Origin of the sequence: Paraburkholderia guartelaensis (assembly GCF_004353905.1) — a bacterium.
GTDB classification, from domain to species: Bacteria; Pseudomonadota; Gammaproteobacteria; order Burkholderiales; family Burkholderiaceae; genus Paraburkholderia; species Paraburkholderia guartelaensis.
Genome location: NZ_SMOD01000014.1, coordinates 34,881 through 55,914, shown reverse-complemented (window position 1 = coordinate 55,914; position 21,034 = coordinate 34,881). Strand labels below are relative to the sequence as shown.

Genomic DNA, 21,034 nt, shown 5'->3' with positions numbered 1-21,034 from the left:
CAGACAATAATGCCCGCTACGCCATGATGCCGACCGATTTGCCTGATCTGAAGCTGCTACAGCTGTTCGACCTTCTGTATGACACGCGCAGCGTCACGCGCGTTGCCGAGCAACTGGGGCAAAGCCAGCCCACCATCAGCATCTGGCTCGGCCGGCTGCGCGAGTGTTTGCAGGATCCGCTTTTCATCCGCACCCCCGGCGGCATGGCGCCGACGCCGCAGGCCGATGCGCTGATCGGGCCTTGCCGCGAGATTCTCGAATCACTCAGGCGCTTCGTCGCGTGGGAGATCGCGTTCGATCCTGCGACCGCGCAGCGGCGCTTTCGCATCTGCATGACGGACGCGAGCCACATCACGCTGCTGCCGAGACTGCTCGCGCACGTACGCGCCCAGGCGCCGGGCATCCGGCTCGAGGCAGCGGGAATCGACGGAAACACCGAACGGGCGCTGGAGTCGGGTGAGGCCGATCTGGCTATTGGCTACGTCCCCTGGCTGAGCGGCGGCGTCTACCAGCAGCAGCTTTATCAACAGGACTGGGTATGTCTGACGAACCGGCATCATCCGCGCGTTCGCGGGCGGCTCGGTTTGAAGCAGTATCGCTCGGCGGGACATGTCGCGATCGAATCGGGCACAGGTGCGCAATTGCTGGAACTGGCGCTTGCGCGCGAGCGGATCGAGCGTGACATCGTGCTGCAGCTGCCGGGCTTCCTGGGGCTCGGAACGATCGTCCAGACGACCGACCTGGTCGCTACGCTGCCACGCCATATTGGAGAAACGCTCGCGCAGGCCAACGATCTGGCAGTACATACCTGCCCAATCTCCGTGGATGGTTTCGCCGTCCGGCAACATTGGCATGCCCGATATCACCACGAGGCCGGGAATCGCTGGTTGCGTAGTGTGGTCCTCCAGCTGTTTGGCGTATCGCCGTGAAACTGACACTAAGGCGCCGTGCGCCATGTCACGGACAATATGACCGTTGTACCTCTGCAACCCGCCGTTGCCAGAGTCTATGAGCGAGCGTCCGGATTAACTCACATCGGACCTTGGTCCGATAGAGCAAACGTGCCCAAACGCCTAGTTTGGAAGTGGCGGCGTCGTTTCAATCGCGACAGATCCGAAGTGGCCCCTGAGGGAGTTCGTTATGAAACCTCTTTTCGCTACTGCACCGGCCGTATCATCCGCAGCGCGGCTCAGCAAAGGACACCCCGGTGATTGGGCCGTCGATAATCCAGCCGGAGACAGCCATGCCGGAATATAGGTATTTCGAAGAAAGCGGTTACTACTGCTTTTGTGAGGTACATGAAGCGACGCCTGGTGTGTGGCACGCGTCCGTGCGATTCGAACGAAAGATTTTTCATACCGAACAGAGAACCCGTATCCCTGGCATAAGGCACAAAATCAAACAAGATTTCGGCAGCAGCGACGAAGCGATGACTGCAGCTTCCGTATACGCGCTCGAGTGTGCTGCGGCGGACGAAACTGAACTGTAAATGAAGCGCGTCACCCGATCTTCGAATCGCGTGATTTCGGACAGACTATCTACGAGGTGGAAAAACATGTTACGAAACGCGATGGTCGTCGGTCTTCTGGCCAGCATCTATGCAAATGCATACGCTGCGAACTGGGACGAAATTTATTCCGGTCCGCCCGGGTCGATATGGGTCGATCGATCTACCATTTCAGAGGAACACCCGCTTGTTCATGCGTGGCTGCGCATGAAACTCAGCAAGCCCGATAACCCGGGAGATGTTACCTATGACGAACGCTCCGTCCACTTGATATTCGATTGTGAGAGTTGGCAGTACAGAGAAACTTCCGATTCAAAATGGCTTCACGGCAAACTCGTCAAGCAGTGGGAAGGTGAGACGGATTATATCGCGATAGACTCCGACAAACCGCTGGCGCAGGCCGCCAAAGCCCTGTGTCACAAAGCATATGGCTCCACGCATATTCTCGATTCACTGGAAAGTTGACGCAGCGGAACCAGCTCTTACTATCTGACGATACTCGAACAACTCAAGCCTCCAGTTGTCGATCGGCGCTCCGCCCAAAAGAACGGAGCGCAAACATGGCGTGAACCGGCGCGTCGCTGCTTGCCTCGGCCCCGCCAAATGCGGGATCATCGAATGGATGGTCTTCGTCAGCACTTAGTCAATGTCGTCTTCTCGGCCGCGTGCGCATGGAGCTTCGGCGGCGTCGCATTACCGCCATGCTCCTGGAGGAATTTGCACGCAGCGATAATATCGTCGCTCACCATCTCCGCCACATTGTGATTGACATGCGGGCGGACCACGACTCGCAGACTGCGCACAGATTCAGCGTTCGGTGGCATCGTGTACGCCGAGAGTACCCAGCCCTTTTCGCGGACCTTGTTCGAAACATCGAACTCGTTGAACTTCGTGATTTTCTTGTCGAGTGTGACTGCGACGACAGGAATACGCTGGCTCTCATTCATGATCGTAAAGTAGCCGCTGTCCACAAGCTTCTTTCGCAGCGCGATCGCATTGTCCAGCGTGTGCTGCATGATCCGCTTGTACCCCTCGAATCCGAGGCGCAGGAAAATATAGTATTGGCAGGCGATATTGAAACCGTTACGACTGAAGTTCAGCGTCGCGGTCGGCATTTCCCCACCCAGATAATTCACATAGAAAACCAGATCCTCGTTGAAGATCTTGCGCTCGCGGAAAACCACCCAGCCGCATCCGGGCGGGCACAGGCCGTACTTGTGCCCGGAGGCGTTGATCGACTGCACACGCGGCAGCCGAAAGTCCCATTTGTAATCGGGGTACAGGAACGGATTGACAAAGCCACCTGATGCGCCATCGATATGCATGGGAACCGAGATGCCCGTTCTCTTCTCGTAGTCGTCGAGCCAGTCGTGAATGCCCTGAATGTCATCGTCTTCGCCGGTAAAGGTCTGCCCGGCAATCGCCACTACCGAGATGGTGTTTTCATCCACATACTTTTCAAGCTCATCGGCGGTCAGCCGGTACTGGCCTGGGGACAGCGGCACGATCCGCGGTTCGACGTCGAAGTAGCGCAAGAACTTCTTCCACACGATCTGCACATTGCCGCCCGTCACCATGTTGGGCCGGCTCGCATCCTTGCCCTCTTTCTCCCGCTTCTGGCGCCAGTTCCATTTGTGAGCGAGGCCGGCCAGCATACACGCTTCGGACGAACCCACCGTTCCGGTACCGTACGGCTCCGCCTCCTTCGGTCCGTTCCACAGCTGATGCAACCACTTCACCATCCGCGTTTCCTGCGCATACAGCTGCGGATACATGTCGTGGTCGATATAGTTCTTGAACATGTTGCGCTTGGCAACTTCGATCACTTCCTCCTCTGCAAACGTGGTCAGGAACGACGACAAATTCTGCATCGGGTTGCAATCGGTCCACTCGTCGCTGATGACGACTGCGGCCGCAGCGCGTGCGCTCATGCCCTCCTTCGGGAACTCGTTCTCCGGAACCGGGTAGTTGAATTCGTCGTAGGGCGTGACTTTGTCGATTGGCGTGGCCATCTAAAACTCCTCGAGTTTGAAGAAACGTCACGTGAGTGAACAGCCTGCCTAACACTGCTTCGCAGGCCACGAACGGCGAGCGCCCACTAGGTCATGATCATCACGAGGACCATGCCCCAGATAGTCAGCAGGGTGTTGCCGACGGCATAGGTAACCGTGTAGCCGAGGCCGGGGATCTGACTCTTCGCGGCATCACAGATCATCCCAAGTGCGGCCGTCGTGGTTCTTGCGCCCGCACACACCCCGAGCAGAATGGCGGGATGGAACCGGAACACATACTTGGCGATCAGCATCCCGAGAATCAGCGGAACGCTCGTGGCGAAAATGCCCCACAGGAAAAGGCTCACGCCCAACTGCTGCAGACCCGAGACGAAACCAGGACCCGCGCTGATTCCGACGACGGCGATGAACATGTTCAGGCCGACGGAGTTCATGAACCAGACCGTGGGTTCGGGAATGCGGCCGAAAGTGGGGTGAATGGCGCGCAGCCAGCCAAAGATGATGCCCGCGATCAGCGCACCACCTGCAGTCGACAGCGTGATGGGAATGCCGGAGGCCTTGATGACGACCGCCCCCACAAGCGCGCCAACCGTGATCGCGAGGCTTACCCAGGCCACATCCGTCACATTGGATGGCCGGTCGAGGACGCCAAGCGCCTTCGCTGCCGCAGTCGTGTCCTGCGTACGGCCGACGATCGTTACCGTATCTCCGCGCAGCAGCCGGGTGTTCGGCAACACCGGAATCAGCGTTTCAGTCGGACCGCGCTTGATTTTCCTGAGGAAGACGCCCCGAGCCGCAGGGAGTTTCCCGAGTTCCTGCAAGGTCTTGCCGTCAACCGCCTTGTCGGTTACAAAAACGTCCACGCCTTCTGCCGGAACCGCCAGCAGTTCGGGATCGTCGACTTCCAGGGCCTTCACCCCGAGAGTCGATACGACCTGGCTGCCGCCGTTGCCGACTTCTGCGCCCTTCGCCCCGAGTAGCGACACGAGTTGTTCGCGGGGGCCGGAGACTGCCACCACGTCATCAGGCTTCAGGACGAAATCCAGCGTGGCTTCCTGTATGTTGCTACCGCGCCTGACGCGTTCGATAAATAGCCGCACGCCTTCGGGCTCGATTGCTTCCAGCTGGCTGACCGTCTTGCCGACAGCCTGCCCGTCCACAGGGATGCGAAACGCGCGCAATTCGTACCGGTGCCACGCCTGCCCCGGCCCGCCAAATTCCTTCGCGCCACCGAGAGTCGCTTCATACTCCTTGCACGCCGCGACGAGGTCGATGCGTAGCAATAGCGGCCCCAGGGTCGCGAGAATCACCGCCGAGCCGACCGTGCCAAAGATGTAGCTAACAGCGTACGCAGTCGGCATCGCATCCAGTAACGCCTTGGTCTGGTCAGCAGGTAGCCCCAGCCGGTTGATCGCGTCCGTGGCAAGACCCATCGAAGCGGAAATGGTTTGCGAACCGGCGAAGAGCCCGGCCGCTGATCCGACGCTGTAGCCGGCAAGCTTCGCAGCAACGATCGGCGCGGCGAGACACAGTACATTTAGAACGACGGTAAAGAGCGCCTGTGGCACGCCATCCTTGGCGATGCCGCGCACGAACTGCGGCCCGACGCCGTATCCCACCGCAAACAGGAACATCAGAAAGAAAACATGCTTGACGTCGGCCGAAATGATCAGGTGGGGGATCTGCCCGATCGCAACGGCTGCAAGCAACGTCGCCGTCACGGCGCCGAGGCTGAAGCCCTTGTAGCTGAAGCCTCCAACCCAGTAGCCGATGCCAAGCGCGAGAAATACGGCAATCTCAGGATATGCACGCAACGTGTCCGCAAGCCATGACATGGTGGAACCTCGCCTTGATTGATTCGCAAAACTAAATAATTTGCCATGCCTCATCAACCGAAGTAACAGTTGAAATCTTGAGGCTGCGGGCAGAAAGACGCCTGGCGTAGTGCGGTTGTTGGAGTTGTTGGAGTTGTTCCAAACACTTCGAATGCAAGCGGTGGCCGACGCAGGCCGCCGATGGCAGCATCATTGACAGCGTTGTGCGTAAGCTCGAGGGAACTGGTCGCGCGCTCCCGGTAACACAACAGCAAGCTCGATTTTTTTGTTGTTCACGCTGGGCCGTTGCTGCACGAGCGTGTTCGAAGTGGAATATCGATCACGTCGCCTCTTCCAGCAATAGGACTTTGGTCCGATGGCTACGCTACCAGCATGCAGCCAGGTACTTCAGGTAACCAACTAGTTAATTGCTATTAGCTGCTGGAAACCGAAGCGAAGACAGCGCGCGTCATCCGATTGCTGCTTGTCGATCCCGGTTTATGCGCCTGCAACCGCTTTCACCACACTATGCGCATCATCTCGACGATGGAGCATCACCACAACGATAATGGTCTAGACTCAATTCGGGCAGCGCGAGCTGGTATAGACGGAATGCTTGCCAGGCCCACGGCAGGCCCCGCACTCTACGCAGCGGCAAGCATGCCGCGACTTGCAGCCCATTTCTGAACCTGGCGGCGCTGCGCCATGAATCTGCCAGGCGCGCGACCCGAAGTCGCGCCGTTCCTGGCCCTGGCGATAGGCCACGCCATCGGCACCATCAAGTTCGGCCGGTAATCGGATACAACGCCTCCCTTGATCCCCGTGAAGAGGTGTCTCGGTGAACCGCATCGTGATGTTGATGCTGGTTGTCAGCTTCGCCGGCTGCGTACTGGCGAGCTGCACCACAACGCGGTCATCGGACTTCGTACCTGCATACAAGAATCGCGCAGTGACACGCACAGAGGGCGGCATGCAGGTGACGACGGCCGTGCTGTCGCCGGAGGAAAGCGCAGCGGTTTATGGCGTACCACTTGCCGACAGGAACATCCAGCCGGTATGGATCGAAGTCGAGAATCATGAGGATCGCAATTATTTTCTCCTGTCACCTGGTCTCGATCCGAACTTCTTTCCCGCGTCGGAGGCGGCCGAAGCATTTTCTGGCGCGCTTTCACATGATCAGCAGGCCGAACTGGATCGCCGGTTTCGTTCGCTTGCCTTTCATAATCCTGTCCACCCCGGAGAAAGAGTCGCAGGATTCGTGCTGACCAATCTCAATGAAGGCGCGAAGCTCGTACAGATCGACCTCGTCGCCCGGGAGCGCGCCCGGACGTTTTCGATTTTCGTAGCCGTGCCGGGATTCGAGGCCGACTACAAGCGCAGCCAGGTATTCAAACGTGCGGATGATCCCGACGCACCGGTCGTGAATTACACGGATGACGCGAGTTTTCGCGCCGCGCTCGAAGCCCTGCCGTGCTGCGCCACGAACGAGGACGGCTCGAAGCATGGCGATCCGCTCAACCTGGTGATCGTCGGCAGTCTCGACGACGCCTTTCCCGCGCTCGTTCGCCGGGGCTGGAGTCTGACTGAACAGAAATGGTCAGGCGCAATCAGGCACATGATCAGCGCCGCACTGTCCGGTGAACCCTATGTCAACGCACCCGTGAGTGACCTCTACCTCTTTGGCCGCGCACAGGACCTGGCGCTGCAAAAGGCGCGCGGCGACATCCACCAGCGCAACCACATGCGGCTCTGGCTCAGCAACATGCGCTACCACGACAAGCCTGTCTGGGTGGGACAGGTCAGCCGCGATATCGGTATCCGGCTGACATGGCATTCGTCGACGTTCACCACGCACAAGATCGACCCGGATGTGGATGAAGCGCGCACCGCGCTGACCGAGGACATGACATATTCGCAGAATCTCGCGAAGTTCGGTCTCGTAGCGGGTGTGGGCACTGCGCCGGAAAGCGCTCCGCGCCGCAACCTGACAACCGATCCATACTTCACGGATGGCTATCGCGTCGTGCTCGTGTTCGACCGCATGCCGACGGCGCTTTCGAATATCGAGGTCTTGCCGTGGGTCACGCCATACAGGGTCGTGCACGCTACACCTGGGGCCAAACCGTGAGCCTGTCGCCAACCGTTCATCGTGTGCGGGTGCGTGTGGGGGAATTGTTACTCGCGCTCGCACTCGCTGGCTGTACGACATGGCACGAGCCGCCCGAGGCCGACGAAACGGCGCTACGTGAGCGTGCGACCAGCACGACCAGTCATGACGTACGCGTCAGCGCGACGATACTCGACAGTGAGGATAGCAAACGAATCTATGGCGCAGATATCAACGGCACCAAAGTTCAGCCACTATGGATCGAAGTGCAGAACGGGACGTCGCAGGCGCTGTGGCTGTTGCGCTCGGGCACCGACCCGGACTACTTCTCGCCTCACGAAGTCGCCTGGTCCCACCATACGCTGTTTGGCGGCGCAACGAATTCGAGCATGGACGACTATTTCGCGAAGCTCGCATTCGGCAACCCGATCCCACCAGGCGAGACCCGCTCGGGCATCCTGTTCACCAACCCGGATCGGGGCATCAAGCTGGTCAATATCGATCTGCTCGGAAACCACACGCTGATTCCCGTCTCGCTTTTCGTGCGCGTGCCCGGTGGAACGATGGATCCGCATCTTGCACAGACGTTCCCCGAAACTGCAATCACGGACTACACCGACCTCGCGTCACTGCGCGCCGCGCTGGAACGCCTTCCGTGCTGCGCGACCGACGCAAGCGGGGCAGTGCAGGCCGATCCCCTGAACGCGGTCGGCATTGGCCAGCTCACTGACATCGGCGCGGCCCTGATACGGCGTAATTACCGGCGCGATGCACGGGCGCCCGATCTGGCGCAGCGCGTCTTCGGCCGGGAACCGGACTTCGTGATGCGCAAAGAGGCGCAAACGGGCGCACCCGCGACCTGGATACGCGGATGGCTCACCCCGATCCGCTTTCAGGGGCAACTCGTGTACATCGCGCAGGTTGGCCGACCGATAGGCGGCCGCTTTGCCCCACGCGGCAAGTCACACCTCGTCCTGCAGGGGAACGTCGATGAGGCGCGCAACTTCCTGATTCAGGACCTGATGTATTCAACCGGGCTCGACAAACTGGGATTTGTGAACGGGGTCGGCGCGGCGCCGTCGACCCACCCCCGAACCACACTCGATGGAGCGACCTACTACACGGACGGATTGCGCGCAGTCGTGTTCTTCGCGGTGAGACCGCGTAGTTTGTCGGACGTGGATTTTATCGACTGGGCGCCGTACCTCGAAAGGCGCGACACCGTTCAACGAGGAGCAACCGGCGATGCAGGTCGATGACCCGAGACTCATGGCATGGCCCTTCGCACCGAAACGCCACGACACCGTCATGGGTGTAGCGTGCCGGGCCCGCGTCGCGCTGGCGACGATAACGGCAGGAATTCTGCTGGTCGCATGCGCGACGAAACCGCTGACGCCGTATTCGACCGATACGCCACCACTGGCTCTCGTGCCCGCGTCCCAGGCCGGCGTAGTGGACAAGCGGGGGCGCTTCAGGGAGGTCTATTGCGCAGTGCTCGCAGCGCGCGGCCCGGCACTACCGGACTACCGGCCCTGTGAAGACGCACTGACCCGAGTGGGCAACGAGCCGGACGGCACCGGCAAGCCTGTCGATCTGGGGCAATCGCGACGTCACCTCATCGCAGTCGTCGTGCCGGGAATCGGCTACGGCTGTTTCAAACCGTGGCTGGATCCACCCAACTCCGTCGTGACGCATCTGCGCCAGTTCGGCTTCGACGCAACGCTGCTCGACGTCGATGCGCTGTCGAGTTCCACCCATAACGCCCGCCAGATTCGCGACGCGATCATGGCGATGCCAGCGCTCGAGGGTGCACCGCGCATCGTCCTGATTGGCTATTCAAAGGGGGCTCCCGACATTCTCGAAGCGCTGGTCGCCTACCCGGAAATTCGAAGCCGTATCGCGGCGATGGTGAGTGCAGCCGGTGCGATCGGCGGATCTCCGCTTGCCAACAACGCCAAACAATACGAGGCGGACCTGCTGCGATACTTTCCGGGGGCAACCTGCAACTCGGGCGATGGCGGCGGTGTGCAGAGCCTGAGGCCGGCCACGCGCAAGATGTGGCTCGCGCAACACCCTCTTCCAGGCGATCTGCGGTACTACTCGATCGTGACATTCCCGCAGCCGGAACGCGTCTCGTCCATCCTGAAATCGAGCTACAACAAGCTCTCACGCGTCGATTCGCGAAACGACAGCCAGGTCATCTTCTACGATGAGGTTGTACCCGGCAGCACGCTTCTCGCCTACGTGAATGCGGATCATTGGGCGCTAGCCGTGCCGGTTGCCCGCACGCATCCGACGATCGGGGCGCTCTTCGTGACACAGAATGCCTATCCACGCGAGGCGCTCGTCGAGGCGATCTTGCGCTTCGTGGAAGAGGATCTGGCAGAGCCCGCCCGGTGAGCCCTTGCCGTGCCCATGAAAGGATCGTTTGACCGCGAAGTGGTCGCTGAGTCGGTGCCGAGTCTTCTGGCTGAGTTGGGTCGATCTGGATACCCTGCAATTGATAGCAGCGGTGATGCTGACCTTGCTTTGCCATTTCGCCCAAATGGCAATCCGCCCTGATCGGCGACACGACGATGTGCAAACGGATGCACGTTGCCTTCCGCAAGAAACTGGCCGTTCCTAAGCGCGACGCGCGGCGGTGACCCACTCTACAAAGGTGCGAACTGCACTGGACGTCGCATGCTCCGCGAGATGGGCGACGTAGAAGCCATAGCCAGGCAACGCAACAGGAAGCACTTTCACGAGCGCTCCACTCAGCAATGCTCGCTCCAATACGATGTCGCTGCACAGAGCGATTCCCTGACCGGCGAGCACAGCGTCGATCGCATGGAGCTCTTCCCGAAAGCGCAAGTCACGCTTGCTGCGAAGAGGCGTGTATGCGGATACCGGCACACCCGAAGCAGAAAACCAGCGCGGCCAGGAAGGCGCTTCGGGATCTCCGTTCGTCCACTCGTAATGGATCAGGGGAAATCGAAGCAGGTCGATTGCCGCTATCGGGCGTGGATTTTCTGTCCCGAGGAGGCCGGGGCTAGCCACAGGGTAGAACGCGTCTCGCGCGATCTCTTTACAGACCAGACCTTTTGGCGCCGCGTGTGCGTAGCGTATCGCGACGTCGGCCTCGCCCGCGTCCAGGTCGAGGACCGCATCGGTGCCGATAATCTGCAGCGGAATGTCGGGGTGCAACTCGTGCCATTGTGACAACCGCGGAACCAGCCAACGGCTCGCGAAGGCGTTTGGGCTGGTGATCCGTAGCGCGACCGTGCCGCCCGTTTCGGCAACCGTCGAGAGCGCGTCTGCGAATGAATCGAATCCCCTGCGCAGCGCCGGATACAGAAGTTGTCCGGCAGTAGTGAGTCGAATGGGGCGCGGCCGACGCGCAAAGAGTTGACGGCCACACGCTTCTTCCAGCGTGCGGATCTGGTGACTCAGGGCCGTCGGCGTCACGTTCAGCTCTTGCGCGGCGTCCTTGAAACTGCGATGCCGCGCTACCGCCTCGAACGCCTGCAACGAGCGCAAGGGAGGCAACTTTCGCATCTGTTCAGTCTAGGTGAAATTTTCTCATCTGAAAGCTGAATTCTTTCATTTTGCTTCGACGCGTGGGGAGTGCAACGATCAAGCGACCGAACCTTGAATTTCGGCTTCAGCGCGAGCGAGCACGAAGGAGGCAAGATGAGCACCGAAACAAATTCGTCACCTGTCTTGAAGGGCGAAATCGACGCTGCCTCGCGTCAATGCGAGCAATTGCGTCGCACGCTTCACGGCACGCTGGTCATGCCTCGCGATCCGGACTACGACGAGGCGCGCCGGGTATGGAACGGGACAGTCGACAAGCGGCCGGCAATGATCGTCTACTGTGCTGACGCCGACGACGTGGTCGCAGCCGTGCGCTTTGCCAGGTCGATTGATGTGCGGGTTGCAGTGCGCAGCGGCGGTCACAACGTGGCGGGACTTTCAGTCTGCGATGCCGGTATTGTCATCGACCTCTCCCGCATGAAGCGGATTGACGTCGACGCTGATCGGCGCGTGGTGCGCGCGGAGGCGGGCCTGAACCTCGGAGAGTTCGATCGGGCCACAATGGCCCACGGCCTCGCGACGACAACGGGTGTGATCAGCGACACGGGCCTTGCCGGCCTGACGTTGGGTGGCGGATTCGGCAAGCTCGGCCGCAAATACGGACTGACTTGCGACAACCTCGTCGCCGTCGAAATGGTCACGGCCGACGGACAAAAACTGGTGGCCAGCGACCGCGAACATTCCGACCTGTTCTGGGCTGTCCGGGGCGGCGGAGGCAACTTCGGCATAGCGACAGCTTTTCATTTGCGGCTGCACCCGCTGGATCCCGAGTTGCTCGTCTGCTCTTTGCTGTACCCGTTCGAGCAGGCACGCGCCGCGTTGCGCTTTTACGATCAGTTTGCGCGGAGTGCACCGGATGAGGTCAGCGCAGACGCTGCGTTCGTCGCCAATCCTTCCGGAGAGCGATTCTTCAGCATATCGGCGTGCTATGTCGGCGCCCCCGATTCCGGTCGACAGGTTCTCGATGCACTGATGCAGTCAGGCTCTTCCGTCGACTGCCGCCTCGAGCGTGTGCCCTACCTGCAGATTCAATCGAACGGCGACAGCGTGTTTCCGCGAGGCCGGAGGTACTACTGGAAGGCGCAATTCCTGAGAGAGATCGAAGACGGAGCGATCGACGCTGTATTGGACGCCTATGAACGCTCGCCTTCGCCGTCATCGCTTTTGGTCTTTCAGCACGTAGGGGGCGCCATTGCCCGCGTCGCCGGGTCCGCGACCGCGTACCCGCATCGCAACGCGAGCTTTGACTGCTTTCCCGTCGCCATCTGGAACGATGCCGCCGAAGATGCGGCGAACGTCCAATGGGCGCGCAGCATATGGGACGCGCTAAGGCCGTATTCATCCGGAGGCGTCTATGCAAACAACCTCGGTGATGAAGGCGACGAACGCGTGAAGGAAGCCTACGGCAATAATTATGCGCGGCTGGCTTCCATCAAACGCCGGTACGATCCCGACAACGTCTTCCACATGAATCAGAACATTACACCCGCCTGAGTGGGCCCTGCGCAGTTACTGATCGTGTGCGAGCGCTTCGAGACGAGCATTGCCCGCGTCTCTCGCCGCGCGCTCCGTGGCGAAGGGTTCTTCGGCTACGAGCGAGCGCCGCACTTCACGCGCATCGAAGTCGACGAGCGAGATAACCCACACCCATCCGCCGATCTGTTCGGCCGTCTGCACGAATGCACGCACGTTGCCTTTGTCCTTGGTGTTCATTTGACCTCCTCGATAGGAAAACATCGGTAGCGTCGCCCGCGCAGCGCAGCGAGCGCTCATATGCCCTGATCAGTGAATTGTGCAAGCACTACATAACTCGCCACCATCACGGTAACGTTCGGGAGAGCCGCGTGGGGTACGGCCCTGCTGCCCCGGCCCTCGCAACACTTCATTTTAGGCAATGGGAATCGACATACCACTGGGTCCGGCGGACGCGATCCCTGCTGAGCGCCACAACAACTTTCGAGGCGAATTCCGCCGCCTCGGCACTAGAATTCAGGCATGGTCGCATTCCCGAAGGAGGCTGCCATGACTCAGTCAATGATCAGTTTTTGGGTTGGCCTTGTGGTTCTCGTTGTCGTTGCCATGGCCTTGTCCCGTCGCTACAGGCGCGAACACCAGGGAGAGAGCCTGAGCGAGTGGCTCGACACGCACCATATGAGCTGGATGCATCGCAAGCACTAGCTTGCGGCTCGGATTGACACCGAAGAGCGCTCCCATTTCCTGCACTAGAATGGGTTGTCGCCCGGATTCTCGTTAGAGGAATACCATGCCGACTTACCAGTACAGGTGCGAGAAATGTGGTGAGATGTTCGAGCATGCCGAGCATCTTGCTGAACATGCATCCGCTCATCCGCCTTGCCCGAAGTGTGGCAGCGAGAAGGTTCAGCACATCCCCACACCATTTGTGGCGAAAACGTCCAGAAAATCCTGAACTCTCTTCGGTTGCTCAGGCCTGCTCCGGATGCTCCCTGTCCCGATGATGGTCCGCGGCGAGGAACATATACATCGCGGGCACGACGAACAGCGTGAACAGCGTGCCGATCGACATCCCCGTGAAAATCACGAGTCCCATCGCGTTGCGGCCGGCCGCACCCGCACCCGATGCGATCACGAGCGGCACGACGCCCAGCACCATCGCGGCCGTCGTCATCAGGATCGGCCGCAAGCGCACGCCGGCCGCTTCTTCGAGTGCTTCGCGCTTGCCGCGTCCCGCACGTTGCAGTTCATTCGCGAACTGCACGATCAGAATGCCGTGTTTGCTGACGAGACCCATCAGCGTGACGAGGCCCACCTGCGTGTAAATGTTGAGCGTGGTGAGTCCCACGTTGATGAAGATCAGCGCGCCGAACAGCGCCATCGGCACCGACACGAGAATCACGACCGGATCGCGAAAGCTCTCGAACTGAGCGGCGAGCGCGAGAAACACGATGATCGTCGCCAACAGCAGCGTGGTCACGAAGCCGCCGGACTCCTGCACGAACTGTCGCGACAGACCCGAATAATCGGCCGTGTATCCCGCGGGCGCGACGTCCGTGGTGGCCTTGCGCAGGAAGTCGAGCACTTCGCCCTGAGAGATGCCCGGCGCGAGCACCCCGGAGATCGTGGCCGAATTCAGCTGCTGGAAGTGATTGATCGACTCGGGCACGACGTTGCGCTTCAGATGCGTAACCGTCGAAGCGGGAATCACACTGCCATCGGGCGTGCGCAAGTAATAGTCGAGCACTTGCGACGGATTCAGCCGGTCCGTTTGCAGCACCTGCGGAATCACCTTGTACGAGCGGCCGGCAATCGAAAAGTAGTTGACGAAGTTCCCACCGAGCGCCGCGCCCAACGTCTGCCCAACATCGCTCTGCGTGAGGCCGAGCGAAGCGACTTTGTCGCGGTCCACGAGCAGTACACTTTCCGGCTTGTCGATCTTCAGATCGCTGTCGACGAAGAAGAACATGCCGCTTTCGCGCGCCTTTTGCAGCACGGCTTGCGACACTTCGTTGAGGTTCTCGAACGGCTCCGTCGTGCTGATGACGAATTGCACGGGCAATCCTTGCGCGCCCGGCAGGGGCGGAAACTGAAATGCGGCGATACGCGCGCCCGCGATGCCGTTCCACTTCTGCTGCAATTCCTGCTGTAATTGCGTCGCCCCCTTCTTGCGCTTGTCCCACGTCTTGAAGAGCACGCCGCCGATGCCCTGGTTCAGCGTCGGCACGCCCGTGAGCTGGAACATCTGCGCGTATTCCGGCAACTGCTTCGAGATATCGAAGACCTGATCCGCGTAAGTCTGCATCTGCTGGATCGTCGCGTTCGGCGGCCCCTGGACCTGGGACAGCACGATGCCCTGATCCTCCTGAGGGGCAAGCTCCGTTTGCGACGTCATGAAGAGATAGACGGTGCCGCACAGGAGCAGCGCGCCCATCACGACGAACACGGGCCACGTGTCGAGCATCGCATGCAACAGACGCCGGTAGCCATGATGCACACGTTCGAACTGCCGGTCGACGAAGCGCGGGAAGCGGCCCGACTGCTGGTCCATGCGGAAAAAGCGCGAGCACATCATGGGCGAGAGCGTCAGCGCGATCACGCCCGACACGGTGACGGCGCCCGCGAGCGTGAACGCGAACTCGGTGAACAGCGCGCCGGTCAGTCCACCCTGAAAGCCGATCGGCACGTACACCGCGATCAGCACGACCGTCATCGCGAGAATCGGGCCACCGAGTTCGCGCGCCGCGATCAGTGCGGCTTCGAAAGGCTGCCTGCCCTCCTCCTTCATATGCCGGTCGACGTTCTCGACCACGATGATCGCATCGTCGACGACGAGGCCGATGGCGAGCACGAGCGCAAGCAGTGTCAGCAGATTGATCGAATAGCCGAGCACCTGCATCACGAAGAACGTGCCGATCAGCGAGAGCGGCATCGCGATCACGGGCACGATCACCGCACGCAGACTGCCAAGAAAAAGGAAGATCACAACAGTCACGATCAACAGCGCCTCGACTAACGTCTTCACTACTTCCACGATCGCCGTGTTGATGAAGTCGGTCGCGTCGTAGACGATGTCGCCCGTCATGCCCGTCGGGAACTGCCTCTGCAGATCCGGGAAGATCGTTTTCACGCGCTTCGCGACGTCGAGCACGTTCGCATCGGGCGCCACCTTGATGCCGATGAACACCGATCGCTTGCCGCTGAACGCGACGTTGAAGTCGTAATTGTCCGCGCCGAGCACGACGTTCGCGACGTCTTCGAGGCGCACGATCGCGCCGTTCTTCTGCGTGACGACGAGCTTCTTGAAGTCCTCGACGGAATGCAGGTCGGTGCCCGCATTGAGATCGACGCTTATCATCTGGCCTCTCGTTGTGCCAAGCGTCGCCAGATAGTTGTTGTTGCCGAGCGCCGTGAAGACGTCGGCGGCCGTCACGTTGTGTGCGGCGAGCCTGCTCGAGTCGAGCCATGCACGCAGCGCGAACTGACGGCCACCGAGCACTTCCGCCGTCTGCACGCCCTGGACCGAATCGAGCTTCGGCTTCACGACACGCAGCAGATAATCCGTGACGTTGTTGCTCGGCAGCACGTCGCTGTAAAAACCCATGTACATCGCGTCGGTGGTTTGCCCCACTTGCACGGTCAGCACGGGCTGTTGCGCCTGCGGCGGCAACTGGTTGCGCACCGATGCGATCTGCGTGTTGATCTCTGTGAGCGCGCGGTTGGAGTCGTAGTTGAGCCGCAGCGTCGCGGTGATCGTCGAGACACCCGTGGTGCTCGTCGACGACATGTAGTCTATTCCCTGTGCCTGTGCGATCGCGGCTTCGAGCGGCTGCGTGATGAAGCCCGCCATCGTGTCGGCGCTCGCGCCATAGTACGCGGTGGTGATCGTCACCACGCCGTTTTCGGTTTGCGGATACTCGCTGACCTTCAGCGCCGCGAGCGAGCGCAAGCCGAGCACGAGTATCAGCAGACTCACCACCGAAGCGAGGACCGGCCGTTCAATGAAGATGTCGGTGAATTTCATCGCGCGCTCTTCTATTGTTCCTGGGGCGTCGGATTCGGGCTGTTCGCAGGCAGCACGCGGTTGTCGATCACGAGGGGCGTGCCGTTTTTCAGTTTCAGCTGCCCGCTCGTCACGACCTGCGTACCTTCGCTGATGCCCTTGAGAATCGCGACCTGGTCGCCGCGCGTCGGCCCCGGCGTGACGAACACCTGTTGCGCGACGGGCATGATCTTGCCTTGTGCATTCTTATGTTCGCCGGGCTTCACGATGAACACGGTCGCGCCATACGGGTTATAGGTAATCGCCGTTTGCGGCAAGGTCAGATAGCGCTGCGCGCCACCCGCATCGATCTTCACGTTCGCATACATGCCAGGCAGCAGCTTGCGCTCGCTATTGTCGACAGTCGCCTCGATCTGGACGTTGCGCGTGCTACTGTCCACGCGCGGATTGATCGAGCGGATCTTGCCGTCGAACGTGCGGTTGCCGAATGCATCCGTATCGACGACGATGGCCTGGCCAACCTGCAATTGGCCGAGCTGCTGCTGCGGCAGAAAGAAGTCGGCGTAGATCGGGTCGATGGCTTGCAGCGTGACGATGGCATCGCCCGGATTGAGGTACTGGCCGGGATTGACCGTCGTGATGCCGACGCGTCCCGCGAACGGTGCGCGTATCGTCTTCTTTATGACGAGGGCGGCCTGTTGATCGACCTGGGCTCTTTTACTCTTGAGATCGGCGGCGTCGGCGTCGAGCTGCGCCTTGGCAATCGCCTGAATGTCGAACTGCGCCTTGTCGCGCTTGTAGACCGTTTGCGCAAGGTCCGCGGCTGCTTGCAACGACGCGAGCTGCGCGCGGTCCGAATCGTCGTTCAGGCGCACGAGCACCTGGCCAGTCTTCACCTCCTGCCCCGAGTTGAACGCGATCTCGCGCACGAGCCCGGCCACTTCCGTCGTCACGTCGACGCCGCGCACCGCGCGCAGGCTGCCCACTGCGACAAGCTGCGGCTGCCATGTTTGATAGCCTGCGATAGCGGCCGTGACGGTGGCGGGCGGCGCAGCGTTGCTCGCCATGAACTTCTGGATCATGTGCGCCCTGAACAGATTGAAGCCGACCAGCGCGGCGAGCAGTATGCCCACGCAGATCAGCATGATGATCATCCGCTTTGCCATCGGCTTTTTCGTCGTCATCGTCATGTCCTGGCCGGGGCGGCCACTGCAAAAGGATTCATTTCGGCGTAACCGGGGTCGGCTGGGCTGCCTGGCTCGTCGCCGTGTCGTTCCACCATCCGCCGCCGAGCGCCTGAAACAGCGCCGCCGTGTCCGCATAGCGCGCGGCCTGCGCCTGCGCGAGATTCACAACCGTCTGCTGGTATTGGCGCTGTGCATCGAGCAGCGCCAGATAGCTGACGCCGCCGATGCGAAACTGGCCGCGCGTGAGGTCGAGAGAATCGCCGGCAGCTCGCCATGCTTGCGTCTGTGCGCTCAGTCCGGTTGCATCGTGCTCGAGCGCGCGTAACGTATCGGCGACGTTCTGGAATGCGAGCAGCACTGTTTGACGGTATTGCGCGTTGGCCTCGTCGAACGCCGCTTCTGCCGCGCGCTTTTGCGCGCTCAACTGGCCGCCGTGAAAGATCGGCTGTGTGATGCCTGCGCCGATGCTCCAGATCATGTCGGCGTACTTAAGAAGGCCCGCGGGTGTCAGCGCCTGCGGGCCGTAACTCGCGGAGAGCGTGAGCTGCGGATACATGTTCGCCGTCGCGACGCCAACCTGGGCGCTCGCCTGATGCAGCGTGGCGTCGGCGGCGAGAATGTCGGGGCGCTGCCGCACGAGCGAAGACGGCACGCTGACGGGCAACGTTTGCGGCAGCGTGAACATCGACAGCCTGAACTCGGGCACGTCCGTATCGCTCGGCGGCTTGCCGGCCAGGACCGCGAGCTGGTGACGCGTCTGGTCGAGCGACTGATGCAACGGCGGCAAGGTCGCGCGCGTCTGCGCCACCAGCGTTTCCTGTGCAAGCACCGCTGCGCGACTCACGCCGCCCAGCGCGAGTTGCTTGCGCATGATGCCGAGCTGCGCGTCTTCGTCGTCGGCAATGCTTGCGGTCGCTTCGATTTGCTCCCGCAGCGAGGCTTCCTTGATGGCCGCCGTCACGATGTTCGCGGACAACGCGAGATACGCAGCCTGCAACTGATAGCCCTGATAATCGACCTGCGAGCGCAACGATTCGAGCTCTCGCCTTCCGCCTCCGAACACATCGAGGTTGTACGAGACGTTCACCGATGCGTTATAGAGGTTCAGCAGTTCCGTGAGCTGCGGCTCGCCGAACGTGACGCCGCTGAACTTCTCGCGCGTCGCATTGGCCGTCGCGTCGACGGACGGATACAGCGTGGTGCCCATTTGCGCACGAAGATTTTCGCCGGCCTGCCTGAGCGCCGCTTGCGCCGCGGCAACGTTGGGGCTGTTGGCAAGCGCTTCGCGGATCAGCACGTCGAGCGGCTCGCAATGAAAGAGCGTCCACCACTGGGCGGGAATGTCCAGGCCGGCGACGAATTGTTGCGGGACACCCGATGCGCCCGGCGCCGAGGCCGTTTGATCGGGTAGCGGCGTGGACGTGTACGTGCCGGTCGTGGGCGGCGTGGGCGTATGGTAGTTCGGTCCGACCGTGCAACCGGACAGGGCGATCAGGACAGTGCCCCATGCAGCACGCGTGAGCATCTCGCAGGCTGCATGGTGGCGCGCCGCACTGCGCGAATGCCAGTGCGAACGGCTGCGTCGGAAACCGTGGTTGACGTCATCGATCATCGATCCACCTTGTTTCAGCGGAATACGAACGAAACGGCAGATGCAGAGTTTGAAATCATGCCACAACATGTTCGCGTGACCCGCGAACGAAGACTAACATTGAAAGTAGCGGCCTCAGCCGAGGACGCCGGTGGTGATGCATTAGCTGGGTCACGTGCCCGTGGAGGTCGACATGAGTAGTGACGCATCGAATGAAAATGGTCCTGATCTGGCAAAAGGCGTGCCCATCGAATCTCTCGGCGAAGCTGGCCTGTTGTCGGGACACGTCGGTGATGATGCGGTGCTGATTGCACGGCTCGGTGATGAATTCGTCGCTATCGACGCTGCCTGTACTCACTACCACGGCCCGCTCGCCGAAGGGTTGATCGTCGGGGAGACGGTACGGTGCCCATGGCATCACGCGTGCTTCAGCCTGCGCACGGGCGAAGCGGTGCGGGCGCCTGCGCTCAGCCCTGTCGCCTGCTGGTCTACGGAGATCCGGGGCGACAAGATTGTCGTACTGCACAAAAAAGCGCCGGCCGCCGGTTCCGTGACCTCGCCGGCCGGCGCGCCACAGAAGATCGTGATCGTCGGCGCAGGCGCTGCAGGTTTCGCTGCTGCCGAGCGTCTGCGGCGCCTTGGCTACGCGGGCAGTCTCACGATGCTGAGCGACGACGCGGCGCCTCCTGTGGACCGTCCCAACCTCTCCAAAGACTATTTGGCCGGCAGCGCACCTGAGGAGTGGGTGCCGCTTCGAAATGATGCTTTTTACGCAGACCAGCGCATCGATCTGCGGCTGAACGTCGGCGTCTCGCGTCTTCACGTCGCCGCGCAGGAAGTGGAGCTCGCAGATGGGAGCAAGGTCCCCTACGACCGTCTACTTTTAGCCACGGGAGCCGAAGCGGTTCGCTTGCCTGGCCCCGGCATGGATTTGCCGCATGTGCATACCCTTCGCACGTTGGCCGATTCCCGCGCCATCATCGCTCGCGCAGAGAACTCGCGACGCGCGGTTGTCATCGGAGCCAGCTTCATCGGACTGGAAGTGGCCGCGTCGTTGCGCGCGCGTGGACTCGAAGTACACGTCGTAGCACCGGAGCAGCGCCCGATGGAGCGTGTGCTGGGGCCACAGATGGGGGAATTCGTGCAGCGGTTGCATGAAGAACATGGCGTCGTCTTCCACCTCGGGAACACCGCCAGCGCGATCGATGCGCAGCAGGTATCGCTCAAAGCGGGCGGCAGCCTGGAGGCCGATCTGGTGGTGGTCGGTGTCGGCGTGCGGCCGCGACTGGCACTGGCTGAGCAAGCCGGCCTCGCGATCGACCGTGGCGTGGTGGTCGACGCCTGCTTGCAGACCAGCGCACCTGGCGTCTTCGCTGCTGGCGACATTGCTCGCTGGCCCGATCCGCACAGTGGTACGGCAATTCGCGTGGAGCACTGGGTCGTCGCGCAGCGCCAGGGACAGACGGCGGCGATGAACTTGATTGGCGGACGTGAGCAGTTCGACGCCGTGCCATTCTTCTGGAGCCAGCACTACGATGTCCCGATCAACTATCTCGGGCACGCGGAGAGCTGGGACGAGATTTCAGTTGACGGCGATATTGCAGGACGCGACTGTTTCCTGCGCTACAAGCGCGACGGACGTGTCGTCGCCGTAGCCTCTATTTATCGCGATATCGAAAATCTGCGGGCAGAAGTCGAGATGGAACACGTCTTCCGTTGACGCGGGAACGAATCGCAAAGGGATGCCTCGCCAGGCCGGGATCG

The 21,034-nt window shown here is 61.1% G+C and carries 15 protein-coding genes; 8 read left to right on the top strand and 7 right to left on the bottom strand.

The features are described from left to right. Positions 1–23 precede the first annotated feature (23 nt). Positions 24–929, top strand: coding sequence for a LysR family transcriptional regulator (locus tag E1N52_RS19520; protein WP_133184373.1), 906 nt, complete (start codon positions 24–26; stop codon positions 927–929). A 641-nt stretch (positions 930–1,570) separates the two neighbouring features. Further along, a complete protein-coding gene (locus E1N52_RS19510) occupies positions 1,571–1,972 on the top strand; it encodes a surface-adhesin E family protein (RefSeq protein WP_133184371.1) in 402 nt (133 codons plus the stop codon). Positions 1,973–2,139: 167 nt separating this feature from the next. Here the strand turns inward: E1N52_RS19510 and gad are convergent, their stop codons facing one another. Both gad and aspT read right to left on the bottom strand, forming a co-directional pair. Beyond that, positions 2,140–3,519 (bottom strand): glutamate decarboxylase, encoded by a 1,380-nt coding sequence (gad, locus tag E1N52_RS19505; protein WP_133184370.1) that lies wholly within the window; start codon positions 3,517–3,519, stop codon positions 2,140–2,142. Between the two features lie 86 nt (positions 3,520–3,605). Further along, a complete protein-coding gene (gene aspT, locus E1N52_RS19500; RefSeq protein ID WP_133184369.1) occupies positions 3,606–5,354 on the bottom strand; it encodes an aspartate-alanine antiporter in 1,749 nt (582 codons plus the stop codon). 928 nt (positions 5,355–6,282) lie between these two features. Between aspT and E1N52_RS19495 the strand changes: the two genes are divergently transcribed. The 3 genes from E1N52_RS19495 to E1N52_RS19485 all read left to right on the top strand — a co-directional run bounded on the left by E1N52_RS19495 (position 6,283) and on the right by E1N52_RS19485 (position 9,840). Beyond that, complete coding sequence (locus tag E1N52_RS19495; protein ID WP_425468091.1) at positions 6,283–7,461, top strand: LssY C-terminal domain-containing protein; 1,179 nt, start codon at positions 6,283–6,285, stop codon at positions 7,459–7,461. A 368-nt stretch (positions 7,462–7,829) separates the two neighbouring features. Further along, positions 7,830–8,699: an LssY C-terminal domain-containing protein gene (locus E1N52_RS19490; RefSeq protein WP_342777872.1), complete on the top strand. Its 870-nt coding sequence runs from the start codon at positions 7,830–7,832 to the stop codon at positions 8,697–8,699. A gap of 49 nt (positions 8,700–8,748) precedes the next feature. Continuing rightward, on the top strand, positions 8,749–9,840 hold the full coding sequence (locus tag E1N52_RS19485) for a lipase family protein (protein ID WP_133184530.1): 1,092 nt from the start codon (positions 8,749–8,751) through the stop codon (positions 9,838–9,840). A gap of 222 nt (positions 9,841–10,062) precedes the next feature. On the opposite strand, the gene E1N52_RS19480 is transcribed toward E1N52_RS19485, so the two are convergent. Continuing rightward, the gene (locus tag E1N52_RS19480) at positions 10,063–10,977 is read right to left on the bottom strand and encodes a LysR substrate-binding domain-containing protein (RefSeq protein WP_133184366.1); all 915 of its coding nucleotides are present in this window, start codon (positions 10,975–10,977) and stop codon (positions 10,063–10,065) included. A gap of 135 nt (positions 10,978–11,112) precedes the next feature. On the opposite strand from E1N52_RS19480, the gene E1N52_RS19475 reads away from it, so the two are divergent. Next, a complete protein-coding gene (locus tag E1N52_RS19475) occupies positions 11,113–12,510 on the top strand; it encodes an FAD-binding oxidoreductase (RefSeq protein ID WP_133184365.1) in 1,398 nt (465 codons plus the stop codon). Between the two features lie 15 nt (positions 12,511–12,525). Here E1N52_RS19475 and E1N52_RS19470 read toward each other — a convergent pair whose 3' ends face one another. Continuing rightward, entirely contained in the window at positions 12,526–12,729 is a 204-nt protein-coding gene (locus tag E1N52_RS19470; protein ID WP_133184364.1) for a hypothetical protein, read from the bottom strand. Between the two features lie 550 nt (positions 12,730–13,279). Between E1N52_RS19470 and E1N52_RS19465 the strand changes: the two genes are divergently transcribed. Continuing rightward, positions 13,280–13,444, top strand: a complete 165-nt coding sequence (locus tag E1N52_RS19465) for an FmdB family zinc ribbon protein (protein WP_133184363.1) — start codon at positions 13,280–13,282, stop codon at positions 13,442–13,444. 15 nt (positions 13,445–13,459) lie between these two features. On the opposite strand, the gene E1N52_RS19460 is transcribed toward E1N52_RS19465, so the two are convergent. The 3 genes from E1N52_RS19460 to E1N52_RS19450 are packed head-to-tail and all read right to left on the bottom strand — an operon-like array spanning position 13,460 to position 19,291. Further along, the gene (locus E1N52_RS19460) at positions 13,460–16,513 is read right to left on the bottom strand and encodes an efflux RND transporter permease subunit (RefSeq protein WP_133184362.1); all 3,054 of its coding nucleotides are present in this window, start codon (positions 16,511–16,513) and stop codon (positions 13,460–13,462) included. An 11-nt stretch (positions 16,514–16,524) separates the two neighbouring features. Further along, positions 16,525–17,676, bottom strand: coding sequence for an efflux RND transporter periplasmic adaptor subunit (locus E1N52_RS19455; protein ID WP_133184361.1), 1,152 nt, complete (start codon positions 17,674–17,676; stop codon positions 16,525–16,527). 37 nt (positions 17,677–17,713) lie between these two features. Further along, complete coding sequence (locus E1N52_RS19450; RefSeq protein ID WP_425468090.1) at positions 17,714–19,291, bottom strand: efflux transporter outer membrane subunit; 1,578 nt, start codon at positions 19,289–19,291, stop codon at positions 17,714–17,716. Positions 19,292–19,463: 172 nt separating this feature from the next. On the opposite strand from E1N52_RS19450, the gene E1N52_RS19445 reads away from it, so the two are divergent. Next, on the top strand, positions 19,464–20,990 hold the full coding sequence (locus E1N52_RS19445) for an FAD-dependent oxidoreductase (RefSeq protein ID WP_133184360.1): 1,527 nt from the start codon (positions 19,464–19,466) through the stop codon (positions 20,988–20,990). Positions 20,991–21,034 lie beyond the last annotated feature (44 nt).

Excerpts from the sequence above, each read along its gene's own strand:
- E1N52_RS19490 (WP_342777872.1), top strand. The coding sequence starts at position 7,830 with ATGGACGACTATTTCGCGAAGCTCGCATTCGGCAACCCGATCCCACCA.
- gad (WP_133184370.1), bottom strand. The coding sequence starts at position 3,519 with ATGGCCACGCCAATCGACAAAGTCACGCCCTACGACGAATTCAACTAC.
- E1N52_RS19460 (WP_133184362.1), bottom strand. The coding sequence starts at position 16,513 with ATGAAATTCACCGACATCTTCATTGAACGGCCGGTCCTCGCTTCGGTG.
- E1N52_RS19450 (WP_425468090.1), bottom strand. The coding sequence starts at position 19,291 with ATGATCGATGACGTCAACCACGGTTTCCGACGCAGCCGTTCGCACTGG.
- E1N52_RS19485 (WP_133184530.1), top strand. The coding sequence starts at position 8,749 with ATGGGTGTAGCGTGCCGGGCCCGCGTCGCGCTGGCGACGATAACGGCA.
- E1N52_RS19510 (WP_133184371.1), top strand. The coding sequence starts at position 1,571 with ATGGTCGTCGGTCTTCTGGCCAGCATCTATGCAAATGCATACGCTGCG.
- E1N52_RS19465 (WP_133184363.1), top strand. The coding sequence starts at position 13,280 with ATGCCGACTTACCAGTACAGGTGCGAGAAATGTGGTGAGATGTTCGAG.
- E1N52_RS19475 (WP_133184365.1), top strand. The coding sequence starts at position 11,113 with ATGAGCACCGAAACAAATTCGTCACCTGTCTTGAAGGGCGAAATCGAC.
- E1N52_RS19470 (WP_133184364.1), bottom strand. The coding sequence starts at position 12,729 with ATGAACACCAAGGACAAAGGCAACGTGCGTGCATTCGTGCAGACGGCC.
- E1N52_RS19480 (WP_133184366.1), bottom strand. The coding sequence starts at position 10,977 with ATGCGAAAGTTGCCTCCCTTGCGCTCGTTGCAGGCGTTCGAGGCGGTA.
- aspT (WP_133184369.1), bottom strand. The coding sequence starts at position 5,354 with ATGTCATGGCTTGCGGACACGTTGCGTGCATATCCTGAGATTGCCGTA.
- E1N52_RS19520 (WP_133184373.1), top strand. The coding sequence starts at position 24 with ATGATGCCGACCGATTTGCCTGATCTGAAGCTGCTACAGCTGTTCGAC.
- E1N52_RS19455 (WP_133184361.1), bottom strand. The coding sequence starts at position 17,676 with ATGACGACGAAAAAGCCGATGGCAAAGCGGATGATCATCATGCTGATC.
- E1N52_RS19445 (WP_133184360.1), top strand. The coding sequence starts at position 19,464 with ATGAGTAGTGACGCATCGAATGAAAATGGTCCTGATCTGGCAAAAGGC.